We start from the raw sequence: 25886 nt of genomic DNA, 5'->3' as shown, positions 1-25886 counted from the left end.
TTCACCATGCGTATTCTCGTTGTCGACGATTCCGAAGACGGGCGGGACATCACCGAGGCGATGCTGCTGGCCGCGGGCTATGAACAGGTCGTCACGGCGGGGTCGGCCCACGATGCCTACCGGGCGCTCGGGATCGGCGCATCGTCGGCAGAGCCGGTGACGGTCGATCTCGTGCTGCTCGACATCGTCATGCCCGAGGTCGACGGCATCGAGGCCTGCGCGCGAATCCGCAACGACCCGCGCTACGCCAGCGTGCCGATCATCATGGTGACGGCGCTCGGCGATACCGCGAGCCTCGGCAATGCGTTCATCGCCGGCGCGACCGACTACATCACCAAGCCGGTGGACAGGGTCGAACTGCTGGCCCGCGTGCGATCGGCGCTCAAGCTCAAGGCGGAATTCGACCGCCGCGAAGCCCGCGAGGCCGAGTTGACGCGACTGGCGTCGGGATCAGGCGACCGTCGCGCATCGAACTGGATCGATCGCAGCACGGGTCTGTTCGTCGGCGAAATGGCCGAGGCGTATCTACTCGCGGATGTGAACTTTCCGCCTGGCACAGAGACCTCCATCATCGCGCTCGCCGTCGATCGGCTTTGCGTGCAACTGGAGACCGGGAAGGCCGCGGAATCCGGCATCATGACGAAGGTCGCATCCGCGGTGCGCGCCGCCACGGCCTCTGTCGGGGTGGTCGCGGCCATCTACCGCGACGGGCTCATCGTCCTCATCCTCCCCGACCAGTCGCGCGCGTCCGCCATGAAGCTGGCCGAGACGTTGCGCGCCTCGATCGCAGGTCTCAGGATCTCCAATCCGGAAGCGATCGCGGCGCATCACGCGACCGCAAGCGTTGCCGTCGTGACCGAGCGCGTCAATGGCGCAGGCCGCATCCATCTGCTCACCCGCGCCATCGCGGCGGTGTCGGACATTGCCGCAACCGGCGGCGACCGTGTCGTGCCGCAATGCGCCTAGCTCTTTGCACGGCCCGAGCGTATGCCGCGACGTCGCTCAGCGCACTGGCCGGGCGCTGGAAGATCCTGTGCCTCATCGCCATGATCTCGGCGGGCTGCGTGAGCCAGGCGTGGGCCGGCGCCTGGACGCTCGATGCCGGGACAGGCGCCCTGGTGTTCACCGGCACGGCGATGCAGTCGACCCGCATTTTCGACAGCGGCAGCGCGCTGCGTCGCATCCCACGCTACAGCAAGGACGAAGCCCAGCTGCTGATCGAGTATGGCCTCACGGACTGGATCACCGCCATCGTCCAGCCCTCGCTGCAGCACATCGACATCGCCTCGCCCATCGGAGCGCAGCGCAGCGGCATCGGTTACACCGACCTCGGAGCCCGGGCCCGTGTCTGGTCCGACTCCTCCTGGGTGTTTTCCGTACAGGCGATCTTCCGCGTGCCCGGCACGTCCGACTCATCGAACCTGGCAGCGATTGGCCAGACCGACCGGCAGATCGAGCTGCGCGGCCTCGCGGGCTACAGTTTCAAGGCAGGAACGCTTCCCGCCTTCGTCGATCTCCAGATCGCGCAACGCTATCGCCTGAACGGCCCGCCGAGCGAATTCCGGACCGACATCACCTTCGGCATTCGCCCGACCGAACGCTGGCTGCTGCTCGCACAATCGTTCAACGTCCTGTCCGAGGGCGCCGGCACCACAGGCTTCGGCAGCTACGCCTATCACAAGGCCCAGCTCAGCGCCGTCTACGCGTTGACTCCGGCGCTGTCGCTGCAGATCGGCGGCTACTCCACCTATTGGGGGCGGAATGCGCTGCAAGAGAACGGCCTCGTGGTCGGAGCCTGGTACAGGTTCTGACTCAGGGTTTGCGGCAGACGCCGGCCCATGCGCAGGACAGCACGGCTTCCGCCGGCTTGCCCTGCACGGTGAAGTCGGTGTCGGCGGTCCCGCCGGCGGCCGGATCGGTAAACCAGCGCCAGACCAGCACGCCCGCAACCGCTGGGCGCTTGAGCACTCCGAGCCAGTCCGCGATCACGTCAGCCTGCAACTGCATGTCCACGGGCGCAGCCCTCTCTTCGGCGCTCTCCCAGGGTTTTGCGGCAGCGCCCTTGGCCGAACGCAATCCAATCTCGGCCACCAGCACCGGCTTGCCCCAACGCTCCGACAGCGCGTCGACACGCCTGGCCTCCGCTTCCATCGCAGCGATACGGCCGCCACGGTCGTCGTCGGGGCCAAGGGGCGGATACAGGGATACGCCGATGACATCCAGAAGCGGCCAGAAGCCGATCGCTTCGGCTTCGTCCGCATTGTGCGCGACGTAAAGCAGCGTTCGTGGAAACGCTGACCTCACGGTCTTGATCACGGCGCTCCATTCGGGACGCCGCGTGGTCTTTGCGAGCTCGGTGCCGATGGCGAGGACATCGGCACCTTCGTCGGCTGCAATTCGAGCCATGCGCTCAAGCTCGGCCTGGTACCGGACGAACCAGGTTTTCCAATCCTGCTCCGATGCCGGCTCAACGGCGCCGGCCCAGCTGTCCGGCACCCAGACATGCGGCTTGACGATCACCGTCAGACCGAGCCGGCGCGCCTGCCGGATCGCCGCGCGCAGCGCCTCGTCGGACATGGCGCTTCCCGCGACGATGTCCGGTGCCGACGGGGTCGACTGCCAGAGAAATGGAATCACGGCGACCGAATTGGCGCCAAGCCTCTTCGCCATCGACAAGGCCTGCTCCGCTGTCGCGGTGCCAAATGGATGATCTGGTGTCGCCACGACGTTGAAGCCATCCAGGCGCCGGCCAAGTGCCGGACCATGGAAGAGGCAGCCGGCGAACGCGCCCCAGACCACCGATCGAACTAAGAGCTGCATGAATCTGCTGCGCATTTGATTCGGCCTGTCGATATTCTGACAACGGTTCTCACATCAACGACTTCCTGCACAACTCGGAGTCGAAACTCGATGTCGGCCAAGCACCCGATACCGTCACGCTCCAGACCTCGATCGAAGCGCTTCTCTCTCGCCAATCGTTTTTGCACAGCCTGAACAAAGAACTCCGCAAAACTCCGGATAACGCCGACAACGACGGCTCAGCAACAGCATCAGCCTGCACTTAGCTGTTTATATTCGTGATGCAATCGTCTAAGTTACCGCTTTAGGTAGCATTACGCACGTCAGCGAAACTCACCTTTTATGCACGTCGTCTATTAGTTGAGAGTTATCATCGGCATCTGGTCCGATGGACAGCGTATTCACTTTCATCACTGGATGTTGGTCGACATCGACATGAATGTGCAATTCCAGCTGCGCTCAGTCGACGTATTGCATGTCGACGACGACGCCGACGCCCGGGAGATCGTCGGGACGGCCATCGCAGTCGACTCGAACTTCAATGTGCGGAGTTGCGCCTCCGGCGAGGAGGCACTTGCCGCAACCGTAAAATGGTCTCCCGACCTCATCCTGCTCGACCACAACATGCCAGGCATGGACGGCCCCACGACGCTGGCGCGTTTGCGGGAGCGACCACAGACCGCAGGCATTCCCGTTATCTACGTCACCGGCACCACGAGCGCAAAGGAGCTGGACGACCTTCGGCGCGTCGGCGTCGCAGGGGTCATCGCGAAACCCTTCGATCCCACCTCGCTCTGCTCACAGATCAACGGAATCCTCTGCAAGAGCCACCGCGAACTGGAAAGAGCGAAGAATGAGCTCGAAGAAAAGGCCGCAATCGCCGATGCCCTCCTCGACTCATCGGAAGACGCGATCGTTGCCAAGGACCTCTCGGGTACGATCCTGTCATGGAACGTCGCGGCCGAGCGTCTCTTCCAGTTCCGGCCGAACGAGGTCATTGGCCGGAGCATCCGTATCCACATCCCGCCCGAGCAGCTGATCCATGACGACTACATCCTCGATCAGGTGAGGCAGGGTCGACATATCGACAATCTGGAAACGCGGCGTTTGCGCAAGGACGGCACCGCGATCGACGTGTCGATCAGGGCCATCCCGATCCGGCGGCGTGATGGCACGATCATCGGCGCATCGATCATCGAGCGCGATATCAGCCGGCAGAAGCGGGTCGAGGACCAGTTTCGGAAGAGCAATGTCTCCCTCGAGCAGGAGGTCGCCGCCAGGACGGCGGAGCTCAAGACCCTCATCGATGCCGTGCCGAGCGTGATCGCCTATTGGGACCGCGACCTTCGATGCCGCTTCGCGAACTCGGCCTATGCGGAATGGTTCGGCCGGTCGCCGGAGGAGCTCGTCGGTTGCCACGTCACGTCCCTGCTGGACGAGACCCTGTTCGCCGAGGCCGAGCCTCATATCCAGGCCGCTCTGTCGGGCCAGCCGCAGAACTACGAGCGCATGCTGAACAAGGCGGATGGAAGCATCCGCAACACCTGGACCAACTACATTCCGCATCGCGACGCCAACGGCGACGTAATCGGCTTTTTCGTACTCGTCACCGACATCACCGAGATGCGCGAAGCACAGCGCATGATCAAGGAGAGCGAAGCCCGGTATCGCATTCTGGCTGATAACAGCTCGGACCTGATCATCCAGCTCGATCGTGACCTTCGCCTCCGCTATGTCTCTCCGGCGTGTCGGGACATCTTGGGGGTGGATGAAAGCGAGCTGCTGGGCCAACAGCCGTACGGCCCGATCCACCCCGAGGATGTCGAGCAGTTGCAGACGACCCTCAATTCGCTGCTGGCCGACGAGGCCGAGCAGAGTTCGATCTCCATCCGCGCCCACGATCGGAACGGCCGCCGGATCTGGCTCGAAGCGGTGATGAGATCGCTCAAGGATCCGGCTTCGGGCGAGACGACCGGGATCGTCGGCGCGCTCAGAGACATCTCGGCGCGCAAGGCCGCAGAGGAGCGATTCCGTCTCGTGGTCGAGTCCACCCCGACCGCCATGGTCATGGTCGACCGCTCCGGTCTGATTTCGCTGGTGAACCGGCAGACCGAACGGCTGTTCGGCTACGACAGCGACGAATTGCTCCGGCGTCGGATCGATCTGCTGTTGCCGGCCGCCGAACGAGATCGGCACCATGCCCACCTCGAATGGTATTTCGCCAGTCCGGTGCTCAGGGAGTCGTTGCAACGCGCGATGGGTCCGGGGCGCGAAGTCTATGGCCGGCGCAAGGATGGCAGCGAGTTTCCCATCGAGATCAGTCTCACGCCGATCGACACGGACGAGGGCGTCATGGTGCTCGGCGCGATCGTCGATATCACGCACCGGAAGCTGGCCGAGGAGGAACGCCGTCAATTCAATGAAAGGCTGGAGCAAGAGGTCGCGCAACGTACCGCCGAGCTCGAGGCCGCGAACAGGGAGCTCGACGATTTTGCCTATGCGGCATCCCACGACCTCAAGGCGCCGCTGCGGGTCATCGACAATGCTTCGAAATGGCTCGAAGAGGATCTTGCGCCGCACCTGACCGGCGAAAACCTGGTGAGCATGCAGCTGCTGCGCGGCCGCGTGAGACGGCTCGAGAAACTGCTCGACGATCTCCTGGAATTCTGCCGCATTGGCCGCGAGGCCGCCGGCAGCGAGATCATTTCCGGTGCCGAACTCATGGACGACGTGCTGGCCATGATGACGCCGCCGGATGGCTTCGAGGTGATCGTCGACCCCGCGTTCGGCGCGATCGAGGTCTTTCGCATGCCCTTGCAGCAGATCATGATGAACCTGATCGGCAATGCCATCAAGCACCATGACAAGGCGGCTGGTCGCATCGAGATCTCCGTGGTCGATCGCGGGTCGCATCACACCTTTGCCGTCAAGGATGATGGTCCCGGCATTCCGGCTCAGTTCCACGACAGGATCTTCAAGATGTTTCAGACCCTGAGACCACGAGACCAGGTCGAAGGCAGTGGCATGGGTCTCGCCATCGTACGCAAGCAGATCGAACTCTCGGGCGGCTCGATCCTCCTCGAATCGACCGTCGGCGAGGGCACGACCTTCTATTTCACCCTCCTCACTCCCAACGCGGCGAAGGAACGGAAACGATGACGGCCGACGCCGAACGGGCGCGCGATGTGACGATCCTGCTCGTCGACGACGACGAAGGCGACGCCAGATCCGTGCAACGCGCATTCAAATCCGCACGGATCATCAATCCGCTGCTGAGAGCCAACGACGGCGCCGATGCGCTCGACATCCTCCGCGGCACGAATGGGAAGACGAAGCTGAGCTCGCCCTATATCCTGCTCGTCGACATCAACATGCCGCGCATGACCGGCATCGAGTTCGTCAGTGAAATCCGGCGGGACGACGGCTTGAAGCGCAGCATCGTGTTCATGCTGACGACCTCGAGCAGGGACGAGGACAAGGTTGCCTCCTACAACCTCAACGTTGCCGGATACATCCTCAAGGAGCGCGTCGGCGAGAATTTTCAGAAGCTCGTCGAATTGATGCAGGGCTATTGGCGGATCGTGGAGTTCCCATGAGCCAGCCACATGCCGCCAGTGACGCCGTGACGATCCTGATCACGGATGACGACGACGCAGACCGCAAGAACGTCATGCGCGCCCTGAGGCGTGCGGGGATCTCCTGCGAATGCGTCGAGACCGACAGCATCGACATGGCGCTGGCCACGTGCGAGCGGCAGTCGTTCGATGTTGCGGTCGTCGACTATCAACTTCCGGGACGGGATGGGCTCGACGGCGTGGAAGCCTTGCACCGGAGCGCCCCGGGGATGTTCATCGTCATGGCGACGGGCCAGGGCGACGCGACCATCGCGACCGAGGCGATGAAGCGTGGCGCATCGGACTACATCGCGAAGGAACACATCAACGAGCGATCCATCGGCCGCATTCTCCGCTATGCGCGCAAGAAAGCCGCCATGCAGCTTGCGCTGGATCAGCAGCGCGAGGAACTGGAACGGTTCGCCGACGTCCTCGTGCACGATCTGAAATCGCCGATTTCCTCGATCCGCGGATTTGCGTCGATCATCAGCCATGCCGTCAAGTCGGGCAATGCCGACCCGGCCAAGATCAGCGACTATTGCGGACGCATGGTCCACCTCGGCGAGCGCATGGTCGCGTTGCTCGACACGCTTCACGAATACACCAAATCGGACGCGCATGTCGTGTTCGAGCCGGTCGACATGAATCTCGTGGTGGAGGACACGCTCTCCAATCTGGGACAGATCATCAGCAACAGGGGAGCGAAGGTGACGCGGGGCGATCTTCCGATCGTCTTCGGCCACGCGCCGCTCTTGACACAGCTGCTCCAGAACCTGATCGGAAACGGCATCAAATATTGCAAGGCCACCGTACCGGCATTGCACGTGTCCGCCATGCCAGAGAAGGCGGACTTCTGGCGGATCGGCGTTCGTGACAACGGCATCGGCATCGCTCCGGAATTTCACCGGCAGATCTTCGAACCGTTCAAGCGATTGCACGGCCGGGACGAGTTCGAGGGCACCGGCCTCGGACTCGCGACTTGCCGGAAGATCGTGGACCGTCACAATGGCAAGATCTGGTGCGAGTCCAATCCCGAGGGAGGGACGACATTCAATTTCACGCTTCCCATTCCGGCTTGAAGATCCGCACACGCAAGCCAACGACCCCGTTGCAGACTGGCGGCGTGACAGACAGCCGCAACTCGTCCTTGTCGTTGCGCAGAACGTCGACATAGCGGCGATCTCGAGATCTGCACCATCCGCGACCGGCATGCTGCGGCGCAGGCGCCGCGCACGGCCTGAGACAGCGGCCGAGCCCGCACCGCCGCCGCCATCGCTCCGCCTGAAATGCGTCGGAATAATCGCTCGGGCACGGAACCGTGCGCCACGGACCACAGTTACTTGAATCCAGCAGAGTCCCACCGCCGAAGTCCGAGCGTTGATCGCGGCACGGGTCTATGCTCGAGGTCGAATCGTCGCGTCGAGACGAAGGGGACGGTAATGCGCGGCTTGATCCTGGCATTGTCCATCATTGCGATGGTCGACAGCGCACACCTTGCCGAAGCGGGGCTGAGCAGCAAACCTCGTGAGACGTCGGCCCCTGCCACCACGGCGATGGCAACCGACGCAGCGTCCCAGGAGACCGAGGATCAGATCGGCCTCACCCGGGCCAAGCGCCGCGACGTGCAGCGCAGGCTTTCCAGCCTCGGCTTCGAAACCAAGGTCAATGGCAAGTTCGACGAGTCCACGCGAGCGGTGATCGCGCGCTGGCAGGAGGAGCGCGGCTACCCCGCCACCGGCTTCCTCAATGCCGCCCAGCACAAGGAAATGGCGAGCGCTGCAGCGGAGGCGCGAAAGGCCGATCGTCCATCGCGCCGTCGCGTCGCGGGGCGTCCGCGCTCGTCGCCCGGTGTCGGCGGCCCCATCGGCGCGATCGGCGGCGCGATGCACAGGGTGGTCGGAGGAATATTCCGACGTTGACGTCCGGGCTCGCCCCCTCGACGCTTCCCATCCCCGCTCGAACTGGGCTGTGATCGCAGGTCCCGCCGTTTCGTTCTGCCGCCTCGACGGGGAAGCCTGACGGGGTCGCGCGTCTCGCGCCGGATCTTGTCGATCCAACCTGTCCAGCCAACCCGCGAAAAAGAATTCTCTTTCTATTTTTCGGAAACAATGGTATCTATCTTCCTTCGTCCCGCCTCGCCATGAGGGGCGCTTCGCGATCGTCACGACGCGCGGGGCTGGGATGCGGTGGGTGCGAGGGTCTCGCAGCGTGGCTCAAGGCCATGCGGACGAACGGGACCGCGCGCCGGCGAAGTCGCATGGTCCTGGTCTCCCGATGCTGAGGCCAAGCGGATGGTGATGATGATCCGTCCGTGACGGGGGCAAGACAGCCCGGTCCCCGGGGAGAGTGCGTATAAGCCGCCCAACCATCGCGCGGGGAATGCCGGGATGTCTCGGCTGAACCTGTGGTGACTGCTGCCTGCTTTTTTTCTGCAGGCGGGCCATGGGTGCGGCCAGCGCCCGGCATTCCTCGCGCCCTCATGATCCCGAGGGCCAAGGCCTCGATCAACTCGGACGCTCCTGGCGTCGCGAGACGGTGATGCGCATGCCGCAGCTTCGCGCCACGCCGGACGCCGGGGACACCTCGTCACCGGCCCGGCCCCCGCTAGTCGCTCCCGAGCTCGACTCCGGCCAGCGCCTCGCTGAGCTTTGCCAGCGCCGTGTGATCCTGCCCCGGGCCGAGCAGCGCCTGCGCGCTGGCGCTGAGTTCGCGACACAGGTTGGAGAACGGCGCGGCGACGCCGCTCGTCCGCGCCACTTCGAGCGCGATCGACAGGTCCTTGACCATCAGGTCGAGGCCGAAGCCGCTGTTGAACTGGCGCGACAGCACGAACTGCCTGAACTTCTTCTGCGTCGAGTTGTTCATGCCGGTCGAGGCATTCAGCACGTCGGTCATCAGGCCGGGATCGATGCCGAACTGCTGGCCGATCAACAGCGCCTCGATGCCGATCAGGAATCCGCCGGCGGAGACGAGGTTGTTGAGCGCCTTCATCGCCTGCCCCGAACCGAGGCCGCCGATGCGATGGATCGTATTGCCCATCGCGCGCAGCAGCGGCTCGACGCGGTCGAGCGCGGCGGCGTCGCCGCCGGCCATGATCGCGAGCTCGCCGGTCTTCGCGCGCGGCACGCCGCCGCTCACCGGCGCATCGAGCATGATGACGCCGAGCGGCGAGAGATCGGCCGCGATCGCCTGCGTCGCCGCCGGGGCGCCGGAGCTCATGTCGATCAGGATGTGCCCCTGCTTCAAGCCGGGTCGCAGCGCGGCGACGGCCTCGGCGACATGCTTGCTGGTCGGCAGCATCGTGATGATGACCTCGGCCTGCGCCGCAGCCGCCGCCAGATCGGCGGCTTCCGTGCCGCCGGCCTCGCGCACGAAATCTGCGGCGCGCCCGGCGACCGCGTCATTGACGGCCACCGCATAGCCGGCTTTCAGCAACTGCGCGGACATCGGCCAGCCCATATTGCCGATGCCGACGAACAGAACGTTTGTCGGCGCGCTCATGCGCCGTCCTTCTTCGGGATCGCGCCTTCGGCGATCAACACCTCATGCGCCGCCTTGAACGCTTCGAGGCCGGCGGGAATGCCGCAATAGACCGTCGCATGCAGCAGGATCTCCTTGATCTCGTCGACCGTCACGCCATTGGTCAGCGCGCCCTTGACGTGCAGCTTCAACTCGCTCGGCTTGCTCAGCGCCGTGAGCATCGCGAGGTTGACGATGCTGCGGGTGCGGCGATCGAGACCCGGGCGGGTCCAGGCATAGCCCCAGCACATTTCGGTGGTGATGTGCTGGAAGGCCATCATGAAATCGTCGGCCTTGGCGAGGCTGCCATCGACATAGCTCGCGCCAAGCACCTCGCGGCGCACCTTGAGGCCCTTCTCGAACAATTCCGTTTCGTCGCTCATCGGCACGTCTCCTTCACTGCAAAGCTTGTTGCATTTAACGCTTCGCCGCGCCGAACGACAACGACGCCGCGCGTCCTTGTCGCTCACGTCCGCACGGCGGAATTGACCGGAGCCCCGGCGCTAGCCGTGCTTGACGATCAGGGTCTTCATCGCGCCGAACTCGTACAGCGCCTCGAAGCCCTTCTCGCGGCCATGGCCGGATTTCTTCATGCCGCCGAACGGCAGCTCGATGCCGCCGCCGGCGCCATAGCCGTTGACGAACATCTGGCCGACCTTGACCTTGCGTGCGACGCGCATCGCGCGCGAGCCGTCGCCGGACCAGACGCCGGCGACCAGGCCGAAATCGGTGCCGTTGGCGAGCCTGATCGCATCAGCCTCGTCGTCGAACGGCATCGCGGCCAGCACCGGACCGAACACCTCCTCGCGCGCGAGTTCGGAGTTGCGGTCAACGCTCTGATAGAGCGCCGGCGCCACATAGAAGCCTTCGCTCGGGACGCCCTCGGCAATCCGGCCGGAGGCAACCCGTTTGGCACCGCCGCTCTCGGCGCGCGCCAGCATGCCTTCGATGCGCTTCTTCTGCACCGCGCTGATGACGGGGCCGAGATCGAGATCCATCTCCGGCGTGCCGGCGGTGATCTTCTCGAAGCGCAGCTTCAGCTCGGACAGGAAGCGGTCCCACATCGACCGCTCGACCAGCACGCGCGAGCCGGCCGAGCAGGTCTGCCCGGCATTCTGCACGATCGCCGCCGCGACGGATGTCAGCGCGGCATCGAGATCGGCGTCGGCGAATACGATCTGCGGCGACTTGCCGCCGAGCTCAAGCGTACAGCCGATGTGATTTCGCGCCGCCGCCGTCTGCACCAGGGTGCCGACCTCCGGGCTGCCGGTGAAAGAGATGAAGTCGATGCCGTCATGCGCCGACAGCGCCGCGCCGGCTTCCTCGCCGAGGCCCGGCACGACGTTGACGGCGCCCGCCGGAAAGCCGGCTTCCGCCGCGAGTTCGGCGAGGCGCAGCGGCACCAGGCAGGCTTCCTCCGCGGGCTTGATCACGGTCGCATTGCCCATGGCGAGCGCCGGCGCCACGGTGCGGCCGAACATCTGGCCCGGATAGTTCCAGGGAATGATGTGGCCGGTGACGCCGAGCGGCTCATAGACCGTGGTGACGAAGAAGCCGTCGAGGAACGGGATGGTGTCGCCATGCACCTTGTCGGCGGCGCCGCCGTAGTACTCGAAATAGCGCGCGACCGCGACGACGTCGGCCTTGGCCTGCTTCATCGGCTTGCCCGTATCGGCGGCCTCGAGCTTCGCCAACTCCTCGGCGTTATCCTCGACGAGGCGGCCGAGCTTCGACAACAGCCGCCCGCGCTCCACCGCCGTGAGCCGGCCCCACGGACCTTCGAGCGCGCGGCGCGCCGCGGCCACCGCGAGATCGATGTCGGCCTTGTCGCCGGCGGCGATCGCGGCGATCACCTGCCCCGTCGCCGGCGCCAGCATCGCGATGCTGCGGCCCGATTGCGCGGGTTGCCATTTGTTGTCGATGAAGACGCCCTTTGCGGCGGGCAGTTTGACATTGGCGTTCATGGCAGCTCTCCGACTTCTTGCGATCCTTCGATGTGTCCTGCTCGGCGCGGCCCGCCGAGGGCGCGCGACGCAGGCAACATGCTCGTTTAAACAGACGCTCTGCAGCTCCTCCTCGGTCATCTCCGATGGCGGCGCGTGCATCGCGATGCGACCTCGCGACAGCACATCAGCGTCGGAGGCGATCGTGAGCAGCCGCGGCATGGTCCGCTCGCGTCGAGCACGCGCTGCACCATCACCGGAGACAGGCCGAGACCCGGCTCGTCTAGCATCAGGAGCCTGGGATTGCACATGATCGCCAGGCCGATCACCAGCATTTGCGGCTCTCCGCCGGACAGCAGTCCCGTTTTCCGGTCCATCATCTCGCGCAGGAAGGGAGCATCATCCCACCCGCTCAGCGCGCGTCGATCGCGTCGGCGCGTCCCAGGCACTTTCCGCTTGCCTCGCGGTCAGATCTCTGTAAATCGTTTTACCGGCTGAGTTCAGCGCACATCAAGTCGCACGACAAGGGACACCAGCGGACTCCCCATGGTAGATAAGCCGCGATCCATCAACGATGTGGCCAGGCTCGCGGGCGTGTCTCCGGCGACGGTGTCGAACGTTCTGACGGGCCGCAAGCCGGTCAGCCCCGCGCTCGCGAAAAAGGTCGAGGCTGCAGTGCGGGCGCTCGACTATCGCGCCGATCCGCTCGCGTCGATGCTGCGCTCCGGCGACGCCCGCATCATCGCCGTGCTCGTTCCCGAGCTCGACAACCCGTTCTTCACCTCGATCGTCTCGGCGATCGAACAATGCGCGGGCGGCGACTCCTATGAAGTGATCATCGCCAGCTCGCATGACGACGAGGCCACCGAGTTGTCCAGGCTCAAGGCGCTGCTGGCGTGGCGCCCGGCTGGACTGATCGTCGTCCCCTGCTTCGACGGCTCTGCCGGCCGCGACGTCATCGAGGCGTCCCGAACGCCCTACGTCATTGGCGACCGCGTCACCGACGCGTTGAATGCCGACACCGTGTCGCTCGACAATTTCGAGGCGGGGCGCATTGCGGCGTCACACCTCATCGATCTCGGCCACGAGCGCATCGTCATTGCCGCGACATCGTTGCGCCTCGCCAACATTCGGCAGCGTTGTGACGGCGCGGCGGAGGCGTTCCGCGAGCATGGATTGCCCGCACCTGAGATCGTCGAGCTCGGCTTCGATCCCGACATCGAGCAGCGCAGGCTTTCGGACTGTTTCGATCGCGCGCCGGCGCCGACCGCGATCCAGGCGCTCACCAACTCCACGACCCTGACGGCCTTGACGACGATCGCCGAGCGAGGCCTCAAGCTGCCGCAGGACGTCTCATTGATCGGCTTCGACGACTATGCCTGGATGCGCGCGCGCGCCACGCCGATCACGGCGATCGCGCAGCCGGTCCGGGAGATCGGCCACATTCTCTGGGAGCGGCTGAGTGCGCGGATCAAGGGAGACGCGTCTCCTGCCAAACACGTGCTGTTGCCGTGCGAGCTGAAGATCCGGGATTCCTCGGCTCCGCCACGTCGGCCAACGACATCGAAAGGACCTGCGGGGCGCAGCGCCCTGCCGGTTCGAAAATGAGCGACTGACACCAAGGAATTCTGGGCCGGAATCGGTCCAGGGCAGACGGATCTCTCGATCCGCAAATGCGCCAATGAGCGCAATTTAGGGAGGGTAGTTAAGGTCATGACGACATTTTCAGCTTCACGACGTGCCCTGCTCGCAAGTGCGGCCCTCGCGGCCGTGCTCGCCACCGGCTCCTTCATCCACCACGCCGTCGCCGCCGACAAGCCGACCATGGGCGTCGTCGTCAAGATCGGCGGCATCCCCTGGTTCAACGCGATGGAAACCGGCATCAAGGAGGCCGGCGCCAAGGAGGGTGTCGACGCCTCGATGATCGGCCCGACCAGCGCCGACCCGGCGCTGCAGGTGCGCGCCATCGAGGACCTCATCGCCAAGAAGGTGAGCATCATCGGCGTCGTGCCGAACGACGAGAAGGCGCTCGAGCCCGTGCTGCAGAAGGCGCGCGGGGCCGGCATCAAGGTGGTGATCCACGAAGGTCCGGGAATCCAGAACAAGGATTGGGATTTCGAGCTCGCCTCGGCCAAGGGCTTTGGCGAGGCGCATGCCGATCTCCTGGCGAAGTCGATGGGCGGCAAGGGCGAATATGCCGTCTATGTCGGCTCGCTGACGGTGCCGCTGCACAATGCCTGGGCCGACGCGGCCATCGCGCATCTCAAGGCGAAGTATCCGGACATGAAGCAGGTCGGCGAGCGCTACGGCGTCGCCGAGAACGTCGACGACAGCCGCAAGACCGCGCTGGATCTGTTCTCCGCCAATCCCAACCTGCGCGGCTTCCTCGCCTTCGGCAGCCAGGGCCCGATCGGCGCCGGTCGCGCCATCGAGGAGAAGGGGCTCACCGGCAAGGCCTTCGTGGTCGGACCGTTCTCGCCCGGCCAGGGCCGCAAGCTGATCAAGGCGGGGGCGATCCTCGGCGGCTACATGTGGAATCCGGCGGAGGCGGGCCGCGTCTTCGTCCGTGTCGGCAAGCTGCTGGTCGACGGCAAGGAGATCACCGACGGCACCAATATCGAGGGCCTCGGCACCGTGCGTCCCGATCCGAAGACGCGCAACATCATCACCGACAATCTGCTGCCGATCAACAAGGAGACGGTCGACAAGCTCGCCGACCTCGGCCTGTGATCGCGCCGTTCGTTGTTCCGGGTCATCCGCGCGCAACATGGTGACAGCTATCGAGAGCGTGGATGGGCCTGGACCATCGCAACGGGCAGACGGTGTGAGGCGAGATGCCAATTGCGCGCGTGCCTCACACCACGGCCTGTGGATATGGATTCCGGGCTCGCGCTGCGCGCGCCCCGGAATGACGACGGAATGCGTTGCTCCTTGCTCGGTCATTCCGGGGCATCCGCGCGCAACATGGCGAAGCCATGTTGGAGCAGCGCGGATGAGCCCGGAATCCATAGCCACGAAATGATGTTGGGAAGCGAGATGGCAACTGACAGCCTGCCTCACACGTCCGCCCGTGGGTATGGGTTCCGGGCTCGCGCTGCGCGCGCCCCGGAACGACGATTGTCCTGATTTCGGCAACCCGGCTTGATCCATGACGGCGGCAACGGCTCATTCCTCTCCTGATCCATCGGACGCGATCCGCTTCGAGCATGTCTCGGTGCGGTTCGGCGGCGTGCGCGCGCTGGACAATGTGTCGTTTTCGGTCGGGCGCGGCGAGGTGCATTGCCTGGCCGGCGAGAATGGCAGCGGCAAGAGCACGCTCATCAAGGTGATTGCCGGCGTCTATCAGACGGCGCCCGGCGCGCGCATGGATTATTTCGGCGAGCGCGTCGAGGCGCCGCATCCGGCGCTGGCGCGCCGCAAGGGTGTGGCGGTGATCTGGCAGGACCTCGCGCTGTTCCCGGAGATGACGGTCGCCGAGAACATCGCCTTCGACGGCCTCGTCGGCGCGCCCCGGCTCGTCCGCTATCGCAGCATCCGCGAGACGGCGCGCGCGGCACTCGCAAAGCTCGGCGTGGAGTTAGACCTCAGCGCGCCGCTGCGCAGCCTGCCGATCTCCGGACGGCAGCTGGTGGCGATCGCGCGGGCGCTGGCCTGCGACTCCAGGCTGATCTTCATGGACGAGCCGACGGCGTCGCTCACGCAGGCCGAGACCGATCATCTGCTAGCGGTGGTACGCACGCTCTCGGCCAATGGCGTCGCCGTCGTGTTCGTCAGCCACCGGCTCGCGGAGGTGCTGGACATTTCCAGCCGCGTCACCGTGCTGCGCGACGGCCGGCTGGTTGGCGTCTACGACGCCCAGGGCATGACGCAGTCGCGGCTGACGGAATTGATGACCGGCCGCACCTTCGACCATTCCGTCACCGCGCGCGATGTCGGCGATGCGCCGGTGGTCGTGCAAACGTCGGGCCTGACCCGCGCCGGCGAGTATGCCGACATCGACCTCACTATTCGTGCCGGCGAGATCGTCGGACTGATTGGGCTGATCGGCGCCGGCCGTACCGAACTCGCGCATACGCTGTTCGGCATGACCCGCGCCGAGACCGGGACGTTGCGCATCGCAGGCCAGCCCGTCTCCTTCCGCAGCAACCGCGACGCGATCGCGGCCGGCGTGGCCTATGTCTCCGAGGACCGGCTTTCGCTCGGCTTGGTGCAGCCGCAGTCGATCGCCGACAACACGGTCATCACGACGCTGCAGCAGCTCACCGGCCCGAGCGGACTGATCTCGGAGACGAAGAAGGCGGCGGCGGTCGCCAAGGGCATTGCGGAGTTCGCGATCAAGATCGGCAGGCCTGAGGATGCCGTCTCGACGCTGTCGGGCGGCAACCAGCAGCGCGTCGTGCTCGCCAAATGGCTGGCGACGGCGCCCAAGCTCCTGATCCTGGACTGCCCGACCGTCGGCGTCGATGTCGGCGCGCGCGACGGCATCTACCGGATCGCGCGCGCACTCGCCGAGAGCGGCATCGCCATCCTGATGATCTCCGACGAGGTACCGGAGGTGTACTTCAATTGCGATCGCATCCTGCACATGGCCGACGGCCGCATCGTCGCGGAGCTCGATCCGCGCAAGGTCTCGATCGCCGAGCTGGAGCGTGCCGTCTATGCGTGACTATCTGCTCAAGCACGAGGGCGAGACGCGACTGTTCATCGTGCTGGCGCTGCTCGTGCTCGGGCTCGGCGTGGCCGCGCCGAGCTTCCTCAGCGCCGGCAACATCGCCTCGCTGCTCAACAACAACGCCGTCAACGTGATCTGGGCGGTCGGGCTCCTGGTCGTGCTGATCGCCGGCGGCATCGACATCTCCTTCGCGGTCGGCGCATCGGTCGTGCAATATCTGACGGCGATCGCGCTCGGCAAGCTGGGCGGCGGCAATTGGATGCTCGGGCTGGTGCTCGCCGGCAGCATCGGCATCGCGCTCGGCTGCATCAACGCCGCCTTCGTCGCCGGCTTCCGCATCATCTCGATCGTGGTGACGATCGCGACCTTCAATGCCTTCTTCGGCCTCTTGATGTTCGCCACCTCCGGCAAGTCGATCTACGACCTGCCGGACTGGTGGACCGACCGTGTCGCAGTGGCCTCGCTGGGCGATGGCGGCGCGCTGACCCTGCCGGTTGCCGCGATGGTCGCGTGCATGGCGGCGACCTGGTTCCTGATCGACCGGACCACGATCGGCCGCCAGCTCTATGCCTTCGGCGACAATCCCGACGGCGCGCGCCGCGCCGGCGTGCCGACTGTGACGATGCAATTCATCGCCTATGGATGGATGGGGCTGATGGCCGGCATCGGCGGGCTGATGCAGGTCAACCTCGCCCAGGAGGTCGTGCCCAATGCGCTGATCGGCCGCGAGCTCGACGTGCTCGCCGCGGTGGTGCTCGGCGGCGCGCGGCTCGGCGGCGGACGCGGCTCGGTGCTCGGCTGCCTGCTCGGCGTGCTCCTGGTGGCGGTGGTGCAGAACGGGCTGAACCTGCTCGGCGTGTCGCCCTACGCGTTCAAGATGGTGATCGGCCTGACCATCCTGGTCGCGATCTCGTTCTCGAATGTCGATCTGTTCGCGCGCCTTCTCGGGCGGGCCGGGGAGGCGCGCTGATGTCCAAGCCCATTCAAGCCCTGCCCCGACTGATCGGCCGCGACACGGCCGGCCTGCTCGGCCTCTACGTGCTGACGCTGCTCGTGTTCGGCCTGTCGGCGCCGAAGTTTCTCAGCGCCGCCAATTTCGAATCGATCGCGTTCCAGCTGCCAGATCTCGGCCTGCTGACGCTGGCGATGCTGGCGCCGATCATGGCGAACGGCATCAACCTCGCGATCATCGCCATTGCGAATCTCAGCGGTCTGACCCTGGCCTGGATCCTCAACATCAATGGCGGGGCGGATGCGGGCGTGCTGGCCTTCGCGATCGGCGTCATCGCGGCGCTCGCGGTGGGCGGCGCCTCCGGCGCCGTCATGGGCGCGGTCATCGCCTATTTCGGCGCGCATCCGATCCTGGCGTCGCTCGCGATGATGATCTTCCTGAAGGGGCTCGGCGAGTTCCTGACCCGCGGCGGCGACATCTCGGGCTTTCCGGATTTCCTGCGCGAGTTCGGCCACGGCGCCATCCTCGGCGTCCCCGTGCCGATGCTGGTGTTCGTCACTGCGGCGATCCTCTGGCACCTGCTGCTGGCGCGCACGCGGCACGGCTTCGCCGTGGCGATGATCGGCTCCAACCCGCGGGCGTCGGAATATTCCGGCCTGCACGTCAAGCGTACGATCACGCTGCTCTACGCGCTGTCCGGCGTGATGTGCGCGCTCGCCGGCATCGTGATGCTGACACGCTTCAACTCCGTGCGCGTCGGCCATGGCGATGCGCTGCTGCTGGTGACGGTGCTCGCCTGCTTCCTCGGCGGCGTCGATCCATTCGGCGGCTTCGGCCGCGTCGCGCCGGTGTTCATCGCGCTGGTGATCCTGCAGACGCTGTCGTCGGGTCTCAATCTGCTCGGCGCCAACCAGCATCTGTCGACCGCGGTCTGGGGCCTGTTCCTGCTCGCCGTCATGGTGCTGCGCTCGGGCTCGCCCATGATGCGGCTGCTGCTCGGCTTCACCCGGCCGCCGCAGGCTGCACCGGAGGCACGCGAGCAGAGCCCGGCGCTGACGCCGGACAGTCCCGCCCCCGGTCATCCGCGCTCGTGAGCCAGCCGTCATGATGACCCGTTCGCACATGCCGCAGCGCCTCTCCCTCGACGACCTCGTGAAGCAGATCAGGACCCGCGAGGGACCGTCACGCCTCGTCGTCGCCATCGCCGGTGCGCCGGGCTCGGGCAAGTCGACGCTGGCCGAGCAGCTCGTTGTCGCGCTCAATGCCACGCAGCCCGGCACCGCGGCGCTGCTGCCGATGGACGGCTATCACTATGACGACGGCGTCCTGATCGCGCGCGGCCTGCGCGCCCGCAAGGGCGCCCCGGACACGTTCGACGTCGGCGGCCTGCTCCATATGCTCGACCGCCTCAAGCGCAACGACGAGGACGAGATCGCCGTGCCGGTGTTCGACCGCGACCTCGAAATTTCCCGCGGCAGCGCGCGGCTGATCCCGCGAGCTGTCCGCACGCTGTTGGTCGAAGGCAACTACCTGCTGCTGGACCAGGCGCCATGGTCGCGCCTGCACGCCTTCTTCGACATCACCGTCGCCATCGACGTACCCGAGGAGGTGCTGCGGCAGCGGCTTGTCGCGCGCTGGCGCGGCTACGGCCTCGGGCCAGACGAGATCGAGGCGAAGGTCGAGGGCAACGACCTGCCGAACGGGCGCTTCGTGCGGGCGAACAGCCGGCCGGCCGATGTCGTGATCGCTGGCCAGGACAGAATTGATTGACAGGAGGCACCGATGAAATTCGGCATCTATTATTCGTACTGGGAGCAGGAATGGAGCGCCGACTGCCTGCGCTATGTCGAGAAGGTCGCCAAGCTCGGCTTCGACGTCATCGAGATCGCCGCCCATCATCTCAACAGCTACAGCCCGGCGCACATCGCCGAGATCGGCCGCGCCGCCAAAGCCAACGGCATCGCGATCACCTCCGGCCTCGGCCCGTCGCCGCAGCGCAATCTGTCCTCGGCCGATCCGGAGATTCGCAAGGCCGGGCGCGCCTTCTTCGAGGAGACGCTGACCAATCTCGCCAAGATCGACGTCCACATCATCGGCGGCGCGCTGCATTCCTACTGGCCGATCGACTATTCGAAGCCGGTCGACAAGGCCGGCGACCGCGCGCGCGGCCTCGAAGGCATCGCTGGTCTCGCTGATTTCGCCGCCGATCTCGGTATCGATCTGTGCCTCGAGGTGCTGAACCGGTTCGAGAACCACGTCCTCAACACCGCCGAGGAAGGCGTCGCCTTCGTGCGCGAGGTCGGCAAGCCCAATGTGAAGGTGATGCTCGACACCTTCCACATGAACATCGAGGAGGACAGCTTCGCCGGCGCGATCCGCACCGCCGGCCCGCTGCTCGGCCATTTCCACACCGGCGAGAACAACCGCCGCGTCCCCGGCAAGGGCAACCTGCCCTGGCACGAGATCGGCGCAGCGCTCCGCGAGATCGGCTACGACCGTGCCGTCGTGATGGAGCCGTTCGTCAAGATGGGCGGCGGCATCGGCAACGACATCAAGGTCTGGCGCGACCTCAGCGACAACGCCGAAGAGGCACAACTGGACGAGGCCGCGCGGCGATCGCTGGAGTTTTCGAGGTTCGTGATGGCGCCTTAGCCCGCGGCTACTGCATCGCAAGATGCAATGCGGGTGAGCGGGGCTCTCCGAGCACAACGCTCCTGGTGAGTCCTCCTCACCCGCCTGCGCGAAGCACAGCCTCAGGCGCGATAGCGCTCGGCGACCTCGGCGTTCGACAGATGCGGCAGCATGGTCTGCCGTGCCGCGTCCCAGGCCTCGAACTCGGCGCCGTTGGCGAGCGACGGCACGGTGGCGAATTCGCCGCGGTCGAGCCCGCGCAGCGCGGCATCGACCAGATCGGCTGCCGACATCACCCACTCCTTCGGCAAATTGCTCGCCGGCAGTCCTGCGATGTCCCAGAACTCGGTGCCGGTCGCGCCGGGCAGCACCACCTGCACATGCACGCCGGTGCCGGCGAGCTCCTTGCGCAGCGACTGGCTGAAGGCGAGCACGAAGGATTTGCTGCCGCCATAGACGCCGTTCAGGATCTCCGGGCCGATCGCGACGATCGAGGCGATGTTGATAATGGTGCCCTGTTTGCGGGCCACGAATTGCGGCACCGCCGCATAGGTGAGTCGCATCGGCGCGGTCACGTTGATCGCGATCATCCTCTCCATCTCGTCGACCGAGGCTTTCGCGAGCGGGGCGGCGCTGCCGAAGCCGGCATTGTTGACGAGATGCGTGATCGACGCGTCGCTCTTCAGCACGTTCTCCACCTCGGCGAGCCCGGCGCGGTCGGTGAGATCGGCGACCAGCGTGCGCACCTTCACGCCGTGGCGCGTGGTGAGCTTGTCGGCGAGCCCGGAGAGGCGGTCCTGGTTGCGGGCGACCAGGATGAGGGCGTGGCCGCGGGCGGCGAACCGCTCGGCGTAGACGGCGCCGATGCCTGAGGAGGCGCCGGTGATGAGGACGGTCCCGGTGGTCTGGCTGGTCATGGCGAAGATCCTTTCTCGTGCCCGCGCGGTCGCGGGGCGTGTTGCGTGGCGAGAAACTAGCCCTGGACGGTCATGTCTCAAATGTCGTATAAACGTCAAATCGAGACACAAGGACCGACGTCATGCGTCAGATCGGCTTCATCATGGAGGACGGCTTCCAGCTCATGGGCGTGGCGGCCGCGACGGCGTTCGAATTCGCCAACATCCAGCTCGGCGAAGAGGCCTACCGGGTCAGCGTGATGTCGGAGCACGGCGGGCCGGTCCGCTCGACCTTGGGCGTGCATGTCGAGACCAGCCCCCTCGGCGACTTTCCCGACACATTGATGGTGGTCGGCGAGCTGCTGCCGCGTCCGATCAGTCCGGGGCTGCGCGCCTATATCGCCGAGGCCGGGCAGAGATCTCGCCGGGTCGCCGGCGTCTGTACCGGCGCCTTCCTGCTCGCCGAGGCCGGGCTGCTCGACGGCCGCAGCGCGACCACGCATTGGGCGCATGCGAGCACGCTGCAGGAGCGCTATCCCGCCATCAGGGTCGATGACGATCGCATCTTCGTCGCCGACGGCAACATCTGGACCTCGGCAGGCATGACGGCGGGGATCGATCTCACCCTGGCGCTGATCGAGGAGGATCACGGCTCCGAGTTGTCGCGCGCGGTGGCGCGGCGGCTCGTGGTCTATCACCGCAGGCCGGGCGGCCAGTCGCAATTCTCGGCCCTGCTGGAGCTCGAGCCACGATCCGACCGGGTCCGCCGCGCGCTGACTTATGCGAAGGAACATCTGCGCAACCCGCTCACCGTGGAAGAGCTGGCCGAAGCCGCAAGCCTGAGCCCGCGCCAGTTCAGCCGCATCTTTCGGGAAGAGACCGGACAGTCGCCGGCCAAGGCGGTCGAGCGCCTGCGGCTCGAGGCCGCCAAGGCCATGCTGGAGGACGGACGGCATTCGATGGACATGGTGGCGCGCGACACCGGCTTTGCCGATCGCGACCGTATGCGCCGGGCCTTCCTGCGCTTCTTCGGCCAGCCGCCGCAGAGCCTGAGGCGCAGCCTGCGGCTGATCGAGGGCGAACCCGAGCCGGCCACTCGCCTGCCGCTCGTGTCCTGAATTGACGCTTCTATGTCATTTGAGACGTGACCGGCGTCTCCTACGCTCTCCTCATCGCAATGTCGAGGAGAGCGACCATGAGCAATGACGAGACCATCAAGTGGCTGGACACATCGCGCGGCCGGCTGGCGTGGCGCGAGGACGGACCCACCAGCGGCGTGCCCTTGCTGCTGCTGCAGCGCTTCCGCGGCACCATGGATGATTGGGACCCGGCCTTCATCGCGGCGATCGCCCAGGACCGCCGCGTGATCCGCTTCGACAGCGCCGGCATCGGACGCTCCGCGGGCGAGGTGCCGGACAGCATCGGCGGCATCGCCGCCGTCGCAGCCGAAGTGATCAGGTCGCTGGGCTTCGGTCAGGTCGACGTGCTCGGCTGGTCGCTGGGCGGCGTCGTCGGACAACAGCTCGCGCTCGACGCGCCGCAGCTGGTGCGGCGGCTGATCGTGGCCGGATCGAGCCCTGGCCCTGTCCCTGACGGACCGCAGGCGCATCCGCGCGTGGCGCAGGTCATGACCAAGTCCGAGAACGGACCGGAGGATTTCCTGTTTCTGTTCTATCCGGAAACCGAAACGGCGGTGGCCGCCGGACGCGCCTCGCTGGCGCGCATCGCCGCTCAGCCGCAGCTCGGTCCGAAGGTGACCGCCGCGGCATTCATGGGCCAGGTCAAGGCGATCTCGAGCTGGCCGGGCGTGCTGCACCGGGCCAAGGAGCTGCGGCTGCCGATGCTGGTCGCGAACGGCGCGCATGACGTGATGCTGCCGGCCTACCGCTCCTACGTGCTGTCGCAGCAGGCCCCGGATGCGAAGCTCGTGCTCTATCCCGATGCGGGGCACGCCTTCCTGTTTCAGGAGATCGACGACTTCGCGGCCGAAGTGGACAGATTTCTCACGCACTGACGATCAAGCATCCCGGCACGCCGTGCCGGGATGCAGACTTTTCTCAAGCTGACAACTCGTCTCAAACGCCGAGCTTCGCCTTGGCCAGCGGCAGGCTGCGAACGTGCCGCCCCGTCAGCGCCGCCACCGCATTGACCACCGCCGGCGCGATGCCAGGGAGACCGGGTTCGCCGACGCCGCCCATCGGTGCGCCACTCTCGATGATCTCAACGTAGACCTTCGGCATCGCGGCGCGCGACAGGATCGGATAGTCATCGAAATTATGCGACTGGCGTTGGCCGTCCTTGTAGGCGAGTTCCTCGAACAGCGCCGCCGACAGGCCGAGCGCGGCCGCCGATTCCACCTGCGACTTGACGATGGCGGGATTGACGATGCTGCCGGGATCGAACGCGACCCAGAGATTGTGGACGCGCACCTCGCCTTTCTCCAGCGAGACCTCCGCAATGGTCGCCGTCTCCGAACCGAACGGCGAAGCCAGCGCGACGCCGCGGGCGCGCTTGCCGCCCTCGGCATCGTAGGGTCCGCGCTTCCAACCGCCGGACATCTTCGCCACCGTCTCGAGCAGCTTGAGATGGCGCGGCTTGTCCTTCAGCAGCGCCAGCCGCAGCTGATACGGATCCTGCTTGCCGGCATCGGCGATCTCGTCGAAGAAGCCCTCGTAGAAGTAGTCGTTCATGGAGTGACCGACCGAGCGCCAGAATGCGATGGTCACGGGGTGCGCGAACTTCACATACTCCATGCTGCGATGGACGATCGCATAGGGCTTCTCGACAATGCCTTCGACCGCGGAGCTGTCGACCTTGCCGCCGGCGGTGACGCCGAACCAGCGCCCCATCGGCCCCTCGCCGACCGTGCGGACCTGGATCGCGATCGGTTTGCCGTCCTTGTCGAGCGCCGCCTTGAAGCGGCTGAAGCTCAGGGGACGCAGCGCGTCCATCTTGAACTCCTCCTCGCGCGACCATAGCACCTTGACCGGACGCTTGGTTGCCTTGGCGAGCAGGATCGCCTGCTGGAACGGATTGGACGAACCGTAGGCGAAGTGGCGGCCGAAGAAGCCGCCGAGGATCGGCGAGTGCAGGATCACCTTGTCCGGCGCGACATCGCCGACCTTGGCCGCGATGCCCTGGAACAGCTCCGGCATCTGGTTGGGCACCCACAGTTCGAGCGTGCCGTCGGCATTGAAGCGCGCCATCGAGGACGGCGGCTCGAGCTGGCCATGGACCAGATAGGGCGCGTCATACTCGGCTTCGACGATCGTCGCGGCGCCGGCAAAGGCCGTCGCGACATCGCCGTCCTTCTCCGCGGAGACGCCGCTCGCGTTCGACGCCTTCAGCGCCGCGAGCAGACCTGCCGAGGAATAGTCGGCCGCGACCGCATCGAAGCCGCTCGCCGGCGCCTTGGACCAGGTGACATCAAGCGTCTCGACCGCCTTGCGCGCGCGATACCAGCTGTCGGCGGTCACGGCGACGGCGCCGGGCAGTCGATGCACGGCATGGACGCCGGGCATCGCTTTGACGGCCGCCTCGTTGCTCATGCGCTCCGGCTCGGTGCCGAGCACGGGCGCATGCTGGATCGCCGCGTACAGCATGCCGTCGAGCTTCTGGTCGATCGCATAGACGGCCTTGCCGGTCGACTTGGCGCGGACATCGAGCCGCGCCATCGGCTGGCGGATGTAGCGGAAGGTCGCGGGATCACGCAGCGCGACGTTGGCGGCTGGCGTCAGCGCGAGCGCCTGCTCGGCGACATCCCCATAGGCCACGCGGCGGTTCGAGGCGGCGTGAACGACATGGCCATCGTCGGTCGTCAACGTGTCCGGCTTGACGTTCAGCTTCACTGCGGCCGCGCGGATCAGCATCTCGCGCGCGCTGGCGCCGAGCTTGCGCATCACCTCATAGCTCGACCGGGTCGAGAAGCTGCCGCCCGTCAGCCGCAGACCGTTGATGATGGCGTAGTCCGGACCGGGCGGCGCACATTCGACCTCGAACCGGCTCGGATGCACGTCGAGCTCCTCGCCGACGATCTGCGCAAGGCCGGTGTTGATGCCCTGCCCGCCTTCGACGAAGGGACTGAGCAGTTTCACCGAATTGTCCTTGCCGATCACCAGAAACGCCGGCACGCGCGTGCCGGGCTTCACGGCAGCAGCGGTCTGGGCACGTGCGCCGAGCGCCGGCAGCAAGGTGCCCAGCACGACAGCGCCGGCGCCAATTCCGAGCAGGCGGCGGCGCGACAGGTTGGTTACACCCTGAACGGACAGCAGCGGCAGAACGTTCGACAGATCGGTCTTGAAGAGCGCGTTCATCGTGATGTCTCCTCAGGCCTCGGCCGCGCGACGGACGGCGGCGGCGATGCGGTTGTAGGTGCCGCAGCGGCACAGATTGGTCATGGCGTCGGCAATGTCGGCGTCGGACGGCTTCGGATTTTGCTTCAGGAGCGCGGTGGCGGCCATCACCTGCCCGGACTGGCAATAGCCGCATTGCGGCACCTGGTCGGTGACCCAGGCTTCGACGACCTTGCGGCCAATGCTGTCCTGCTCGATCGCATCGATGGTGCGGATGTCGGCCGTGCCGATACTGTCGAGCGGCACCTGGCAGGACCGCGTCGCCTGCCCGTCGATCATGACCGTGCAGGCGCCACACTGCGCGATGCCGCAGCCATATTTCGTTCCGGTCAATCCCAGCGTATCCCGGAGCACCCAGAGCAGCGGCGTATCCGCCTCCGCCGCCACCTCGTAGTCCCGGCCGTTCACGTGAATTCTCGTCATTGTGATCTTTACCTCGGTCTGGAGCGGCAGGTTTGCGAGGGAGCGCGCTCGGATGGGATGACGAACGTCCGTCAATCTCGGACAT

Annotated in this window: 23 protein-coding genes; 15 read left to right on the top strand and 8 right to left on the bottom strand. The window is 66.0% G+C overall.

The genetic code is table 11. The features are described 5' to 3' along the window. The first annotated feature begins 6 nt into the window (after positions 1 to 6). Positions 7 to 966, top strand: a complete 960-nt coding sequence (locus tag ACQR1Y_RS29670; protein ID WP_434879187.1) for a response regulator — start codon at positions 7 to 9, stop codon at positions 964 to 966. Positions 967 to 1064: 98 nt separating this feature from the next. After that, positions 1065 to 1811 (top strand): hypothetical protein, encoded by a 747-nt coding sequence (locus ACQR1Y_RS29665; RefSeq protein WP_434879188.1) that lies wholly within the window; start codon positions 1065 to 1067, stop codon positions 1809 to 1811. Between the two features lies 1 nt (position 1812). Here the strand turns inward: ACQR1Y_RS29665 and ACQR1Y_RS29660 are convergent, their stop codons facing one another. Continuing rightward, the gene (locus tag ACQR1Y_RS29660; protein WP_434879189.1) at positions 1813 to 2799 is read right to left on the bottom strand and encodes a glycoside hydrolase family 113; all 987 of its coding nucleotides are present in this window, start codon (positions 2797 to 2799) and stop codon (positions 1813 to 1815) included. A gap of 417 nt (positions 2800 to 3216) precedes the next feature. On the opposite strand from ACQR1Y_RS29660, the gene ACQR1Y_RS29655 reads away from it, so the two are divergent. The 4 genes from ACQR1Y_RS29655 (at position 3217) to ACQR1Y_RS29640 (ending at position 8332) form a co-directional block, all read left to right on the top strand. Next, positions 3217 to 5958, top strand: a complete 2742-nt coding sequence (locus ACQR1Y_RS29655; protein WP_434879190.1) for a PAS domain S-box protein — start codon at positions 3217 to 3219, stop codon at positions 5956 to 5958. Beyond that, positions 5955 to 6395, top strand: coding sequence for a response regulator (locus tag ACQR1Y_RS29650; RefSeq protein ID WP_434860200.1), 441 nt, complete (start codon positions 5955 to 5957; stop codon positions 6393 to 6395). Before ACQR1Y_RS29655 ends, ACQR1Y_RS29650 begins: the two co-directional genes overlap by 4 nt. Beyond that, positions 6392 to 7492: a sensor histidine kinase gene (locus ACQR1Y_RS29645; RefSeq protein WP_434879191.1), complete on the top strand. Its 1101-nt coding sequence runs from the start codon at positions 6392 to 6394 to the stop codon at positions 7490 to 7492. Before ACQR1Y_RS29650 ends, ACQR1Y_RS29645 begins: the two co-directional genes overlap by 4 nt. Before the next feature lie 360 nt (positions 7493 to 7852). Beyond that, positions 7853 to 8332 carry a peptidoglycan-binding domain-containing protein gene (locus ACQR1Y_RS29640; RefSeq protein WP_434879192.1) on the top strand — a complete coding sequence of 160 codons (480 nt, stop codon included), beginning with the start codon at positions 7853 to 7855 and terminating at the stop codon, positions 8330 to 8332. A 685-nt stretch (positions 8333 to 9017) separates the two neighbouring features. On the opposite strand, the gene ACQR1Y_RS29635 is transcribed toward ACQR1Y_RS29640, so the two are convergent. The 4 genes from ACQR1Y_RS29635 to ACQR1Y_RS29620 form a co-directional block, all read right to left on the bottom strand. Continuing rightward, the gene (locus tag ACQR1Y_RS29635; RefSeq protein WP_434879193.1) at positions 9018 to 9914 is read right to left on the bottom strand and encodes an NAD(P)-dependent oxidoreductase; all 897 of its coding nucleotides are present in this window, start codon (positions 9912 to 9914) and stop codon (positions 9018 to 9020) included. Next, a complete protein-coding gene (locus tag ACQR1Y_RS29630; RefSeq protein ID WP_434879194.1) occupies positions 9911 to 10315 on the bottom strand; it encodes a carboxymuconolactone decarboxylase family protein in 405 nt (134 codons plus the stop codon). The genes ACQR1Y_RS29635 and ACQR1Y_RS29630 overlap by 4 nt, the downstream gene beginning before the upstream one ends. Before the next feature lie 120 nt (positions 10316 to 10435). Then, positions 10436 to 11896 carry an aldehyde dehydrogenase family protein gene (locus ACQR1Y_RS29625; protein WP_434879195.1) on the bottom strand — a complete coding sequence of 487 codons (1461 nt, stop codon included), beginning with the start codon at positions 11894 to 11896 and terminating at the stop codon, positions 10436 to 10438. A 116-nt stretch (positions 11897 to 12012) separates the two neighbouring features. Further along, a complete protein-coding gene (locus tag ACQR1Y_RS29620) occupies positions 12013 to 12252 on the bottom strand; it encodes an ATP-binding cassette domain-containing protein (protein ID WP_434894327.1) in 240 nt (79 codons plus the stop codon). 169 nt (positions 12253 to 12421) lie between these two features. On the opposite strand from ACQR1Y_RS29620, the gene ACQR1Y_RS29615 reads away from it, so the two are divergent. From ACQR1Y_RS29615 to ACQR1Y_RS29585, 7 genes are all read left to right on the top strand, one after another. After that, positions 12422 to 13483 carry a LacI family DNA-binding transcriptional regulator gene (locus ACQR1Y_RS29615; RefSeq protein WP_434879197.1) on the top strand — a complete coding sequence of 354 codons (1062 nt, stop codon included), beginning with the start codon at positions 12422 to 12424 and terminating at the stop codon, positions 13481 to 13483. Between the two features lie 105 nt (positions 13484 to 13588). Then, positions 13589 to 14605 (top strand): substrate-binding domain-containing protein, encoded by a 1017-nt coding sequence (locus tag ACQR1Y_RS29610; protein WP_434860208.1) that lies wholly within the window; start codon positions 13589 to 13591, stop codon positions 14603 to 14605. Positions 14606 to 15023: 418 nt separating this feature from the next. Continuing rightward, entirely contained in the window at positions 15024 to 16541 is a 1518-nt protein-coding gene (locus tag ACQR1Y_RS29605) for a sugar ABC transporter ATP-binding protein (protein ID WP_434879198.1), read from the top strand. Further along, positions 16534 to 17517 carry an ABC transporter permease gene (locus tag ACQR1Y_RS29600; protein WP_434860210.1) on the top strand — a complete coding sequence of 328 codons (984 nt, stop codon included), beginning with the start codon at positions 16534 to 16536 and terminating at the stop codon, positions 17515 to 17517. Before ACQR1Y_RS29605 ends, ACQR1Y_RS29600 begins: the two co-directional genes overlap by 8 nt. Further along, a complete protein-coding gene (locus tag ACQR1Y_RS29595; protein ID WP_434879199.1) occupies positions 17517 to 18593 on the top strand; it encodes an ABC transporter permease in 1077 nt (358 codons plus the stop codon). Before ACQR1Y_RS29600 ends, ACQR1Y_RS29595 begins: the two co-directional genes overlap by 1 nt. Before the next feature lie 10 nt (positions 18594 to 18603). Next, entirely contained in the window at positions 18604 to 19269 is a 666-nt protein-coding gene (locus ACQR1Y_RS29590; protein ID WP_434879200.1) for a nucleoside triphosphate hydrolase, read from the top strand. A gap of 12 nt (positions 19270 to 19281) precedes the next feature. Beyond that, positions 19282 to 20151, top strand: a complete 870-nt coding sequence (locus ACQR1Y_RS29585; protein ID WP_434879201.1) for a sugar phosphate isomerase/epimerase family protein — start codon at positions 19282 to 19284, stop codon at positions 20149 to 20151. 101 nt (positions 20152 to 20252) lie between these two features. On the opposite strand, the gene ACQR1Y_RS29580 is transcribed toward ACQR1Y_RS29585, so the two are convergent. Continuing rightward, the gene (locus tag ACQR1Y_RS29580; protein ID WP_434879202.1) at positions 20253 to 21047 is read right to left on the bottom strand and encodes an SDR family NAD(P)-dependent oxidoreductase; all 795 of its coding nucleotides are present in this window, start codon (positions 21045 to 21047) and stop codon (positions 20253 to 20255) included. A gap of 122 nt (positions 21048 to 21169) precedes the next feature. Between ACQR1Y_RS29580 and ACQR1Y_RS29575 the strand changes: the two genes are divergently transcribed. Continuing rightward, on the top strand, positions 21170 to 22144 hold the full coding sequence (locus tag ACQR1Y_RS29575; RefSeq protein ID WP_434879203.1) for a GlxA family transcriptional regulator: 975 nt from the start codon (positions 21170 to 21172) through the stop codon (positions 22142 to 22144). Positions 22145 to 22221: 77 nt separating this feature from the next. Next, positions 22222 to 23040, top strand: a complete 819-nt coding sequence (locus ACQR1Y_RS29570) for an alpha/beta fold hydrolase (RefSeq protein ID WP_434879204.1) — start codon at positions 22222 to 22224, stop codon at positions 23038 to 23040. A gap of 61 nt (positions 23041 to 23101) precedes the next feature. Here ACQR1Y_RS29570 and ACQR1Y_RS29565 read toward each other — a convergent pair whose 3' ends face one another. Both ACQR1Y_RS29565 and ACQR1Y_RS29560 read right to left on the bottom strand, forming a co-directional pair. Then, the gene (locus ACQR1Y_RS29565; protein ID WP_434879205.1) at positions 23102 to 25339 is read right to left on the bottom strand and encodes a molybdopterin cofactor-binding domain-containing protein; all 2238 of its coding nucleotides are present in this window, start codon (positions 25337 to 25339) and stop codon (positions 23102 to 23104) included. A gap of 12 nt (positions 25340 to 25351) precedes the next feature. Further along, a complete protein-coding gene (locus tag ACQR1Y_RS29560) occupies positions 25352 to 25801 on the bottom strand; it encodes a (2Fe-2S)-binding protein (protein WP_434860218.1) in 450 nt (149 codons plus the stop codon). Positions 25802 to 25886 lie beyond the last annotated feature (85 nt).

This window comes from Bradyrhizobium sp. HKCCYLRH3099 (assembly GCF_051167855.1).
In the GTDB taxonomy this organism is placed as follows: Bacteria; Pseudomonadota; Alphaproteobacteria; order Rhizobiales; family Xanthobacteraceae; genus Bradyrhizobium.
Note: the sequence above shows the minus strand (reverse complement) of the source record. Positions and strands in the feature narration are given on the sequence as shown.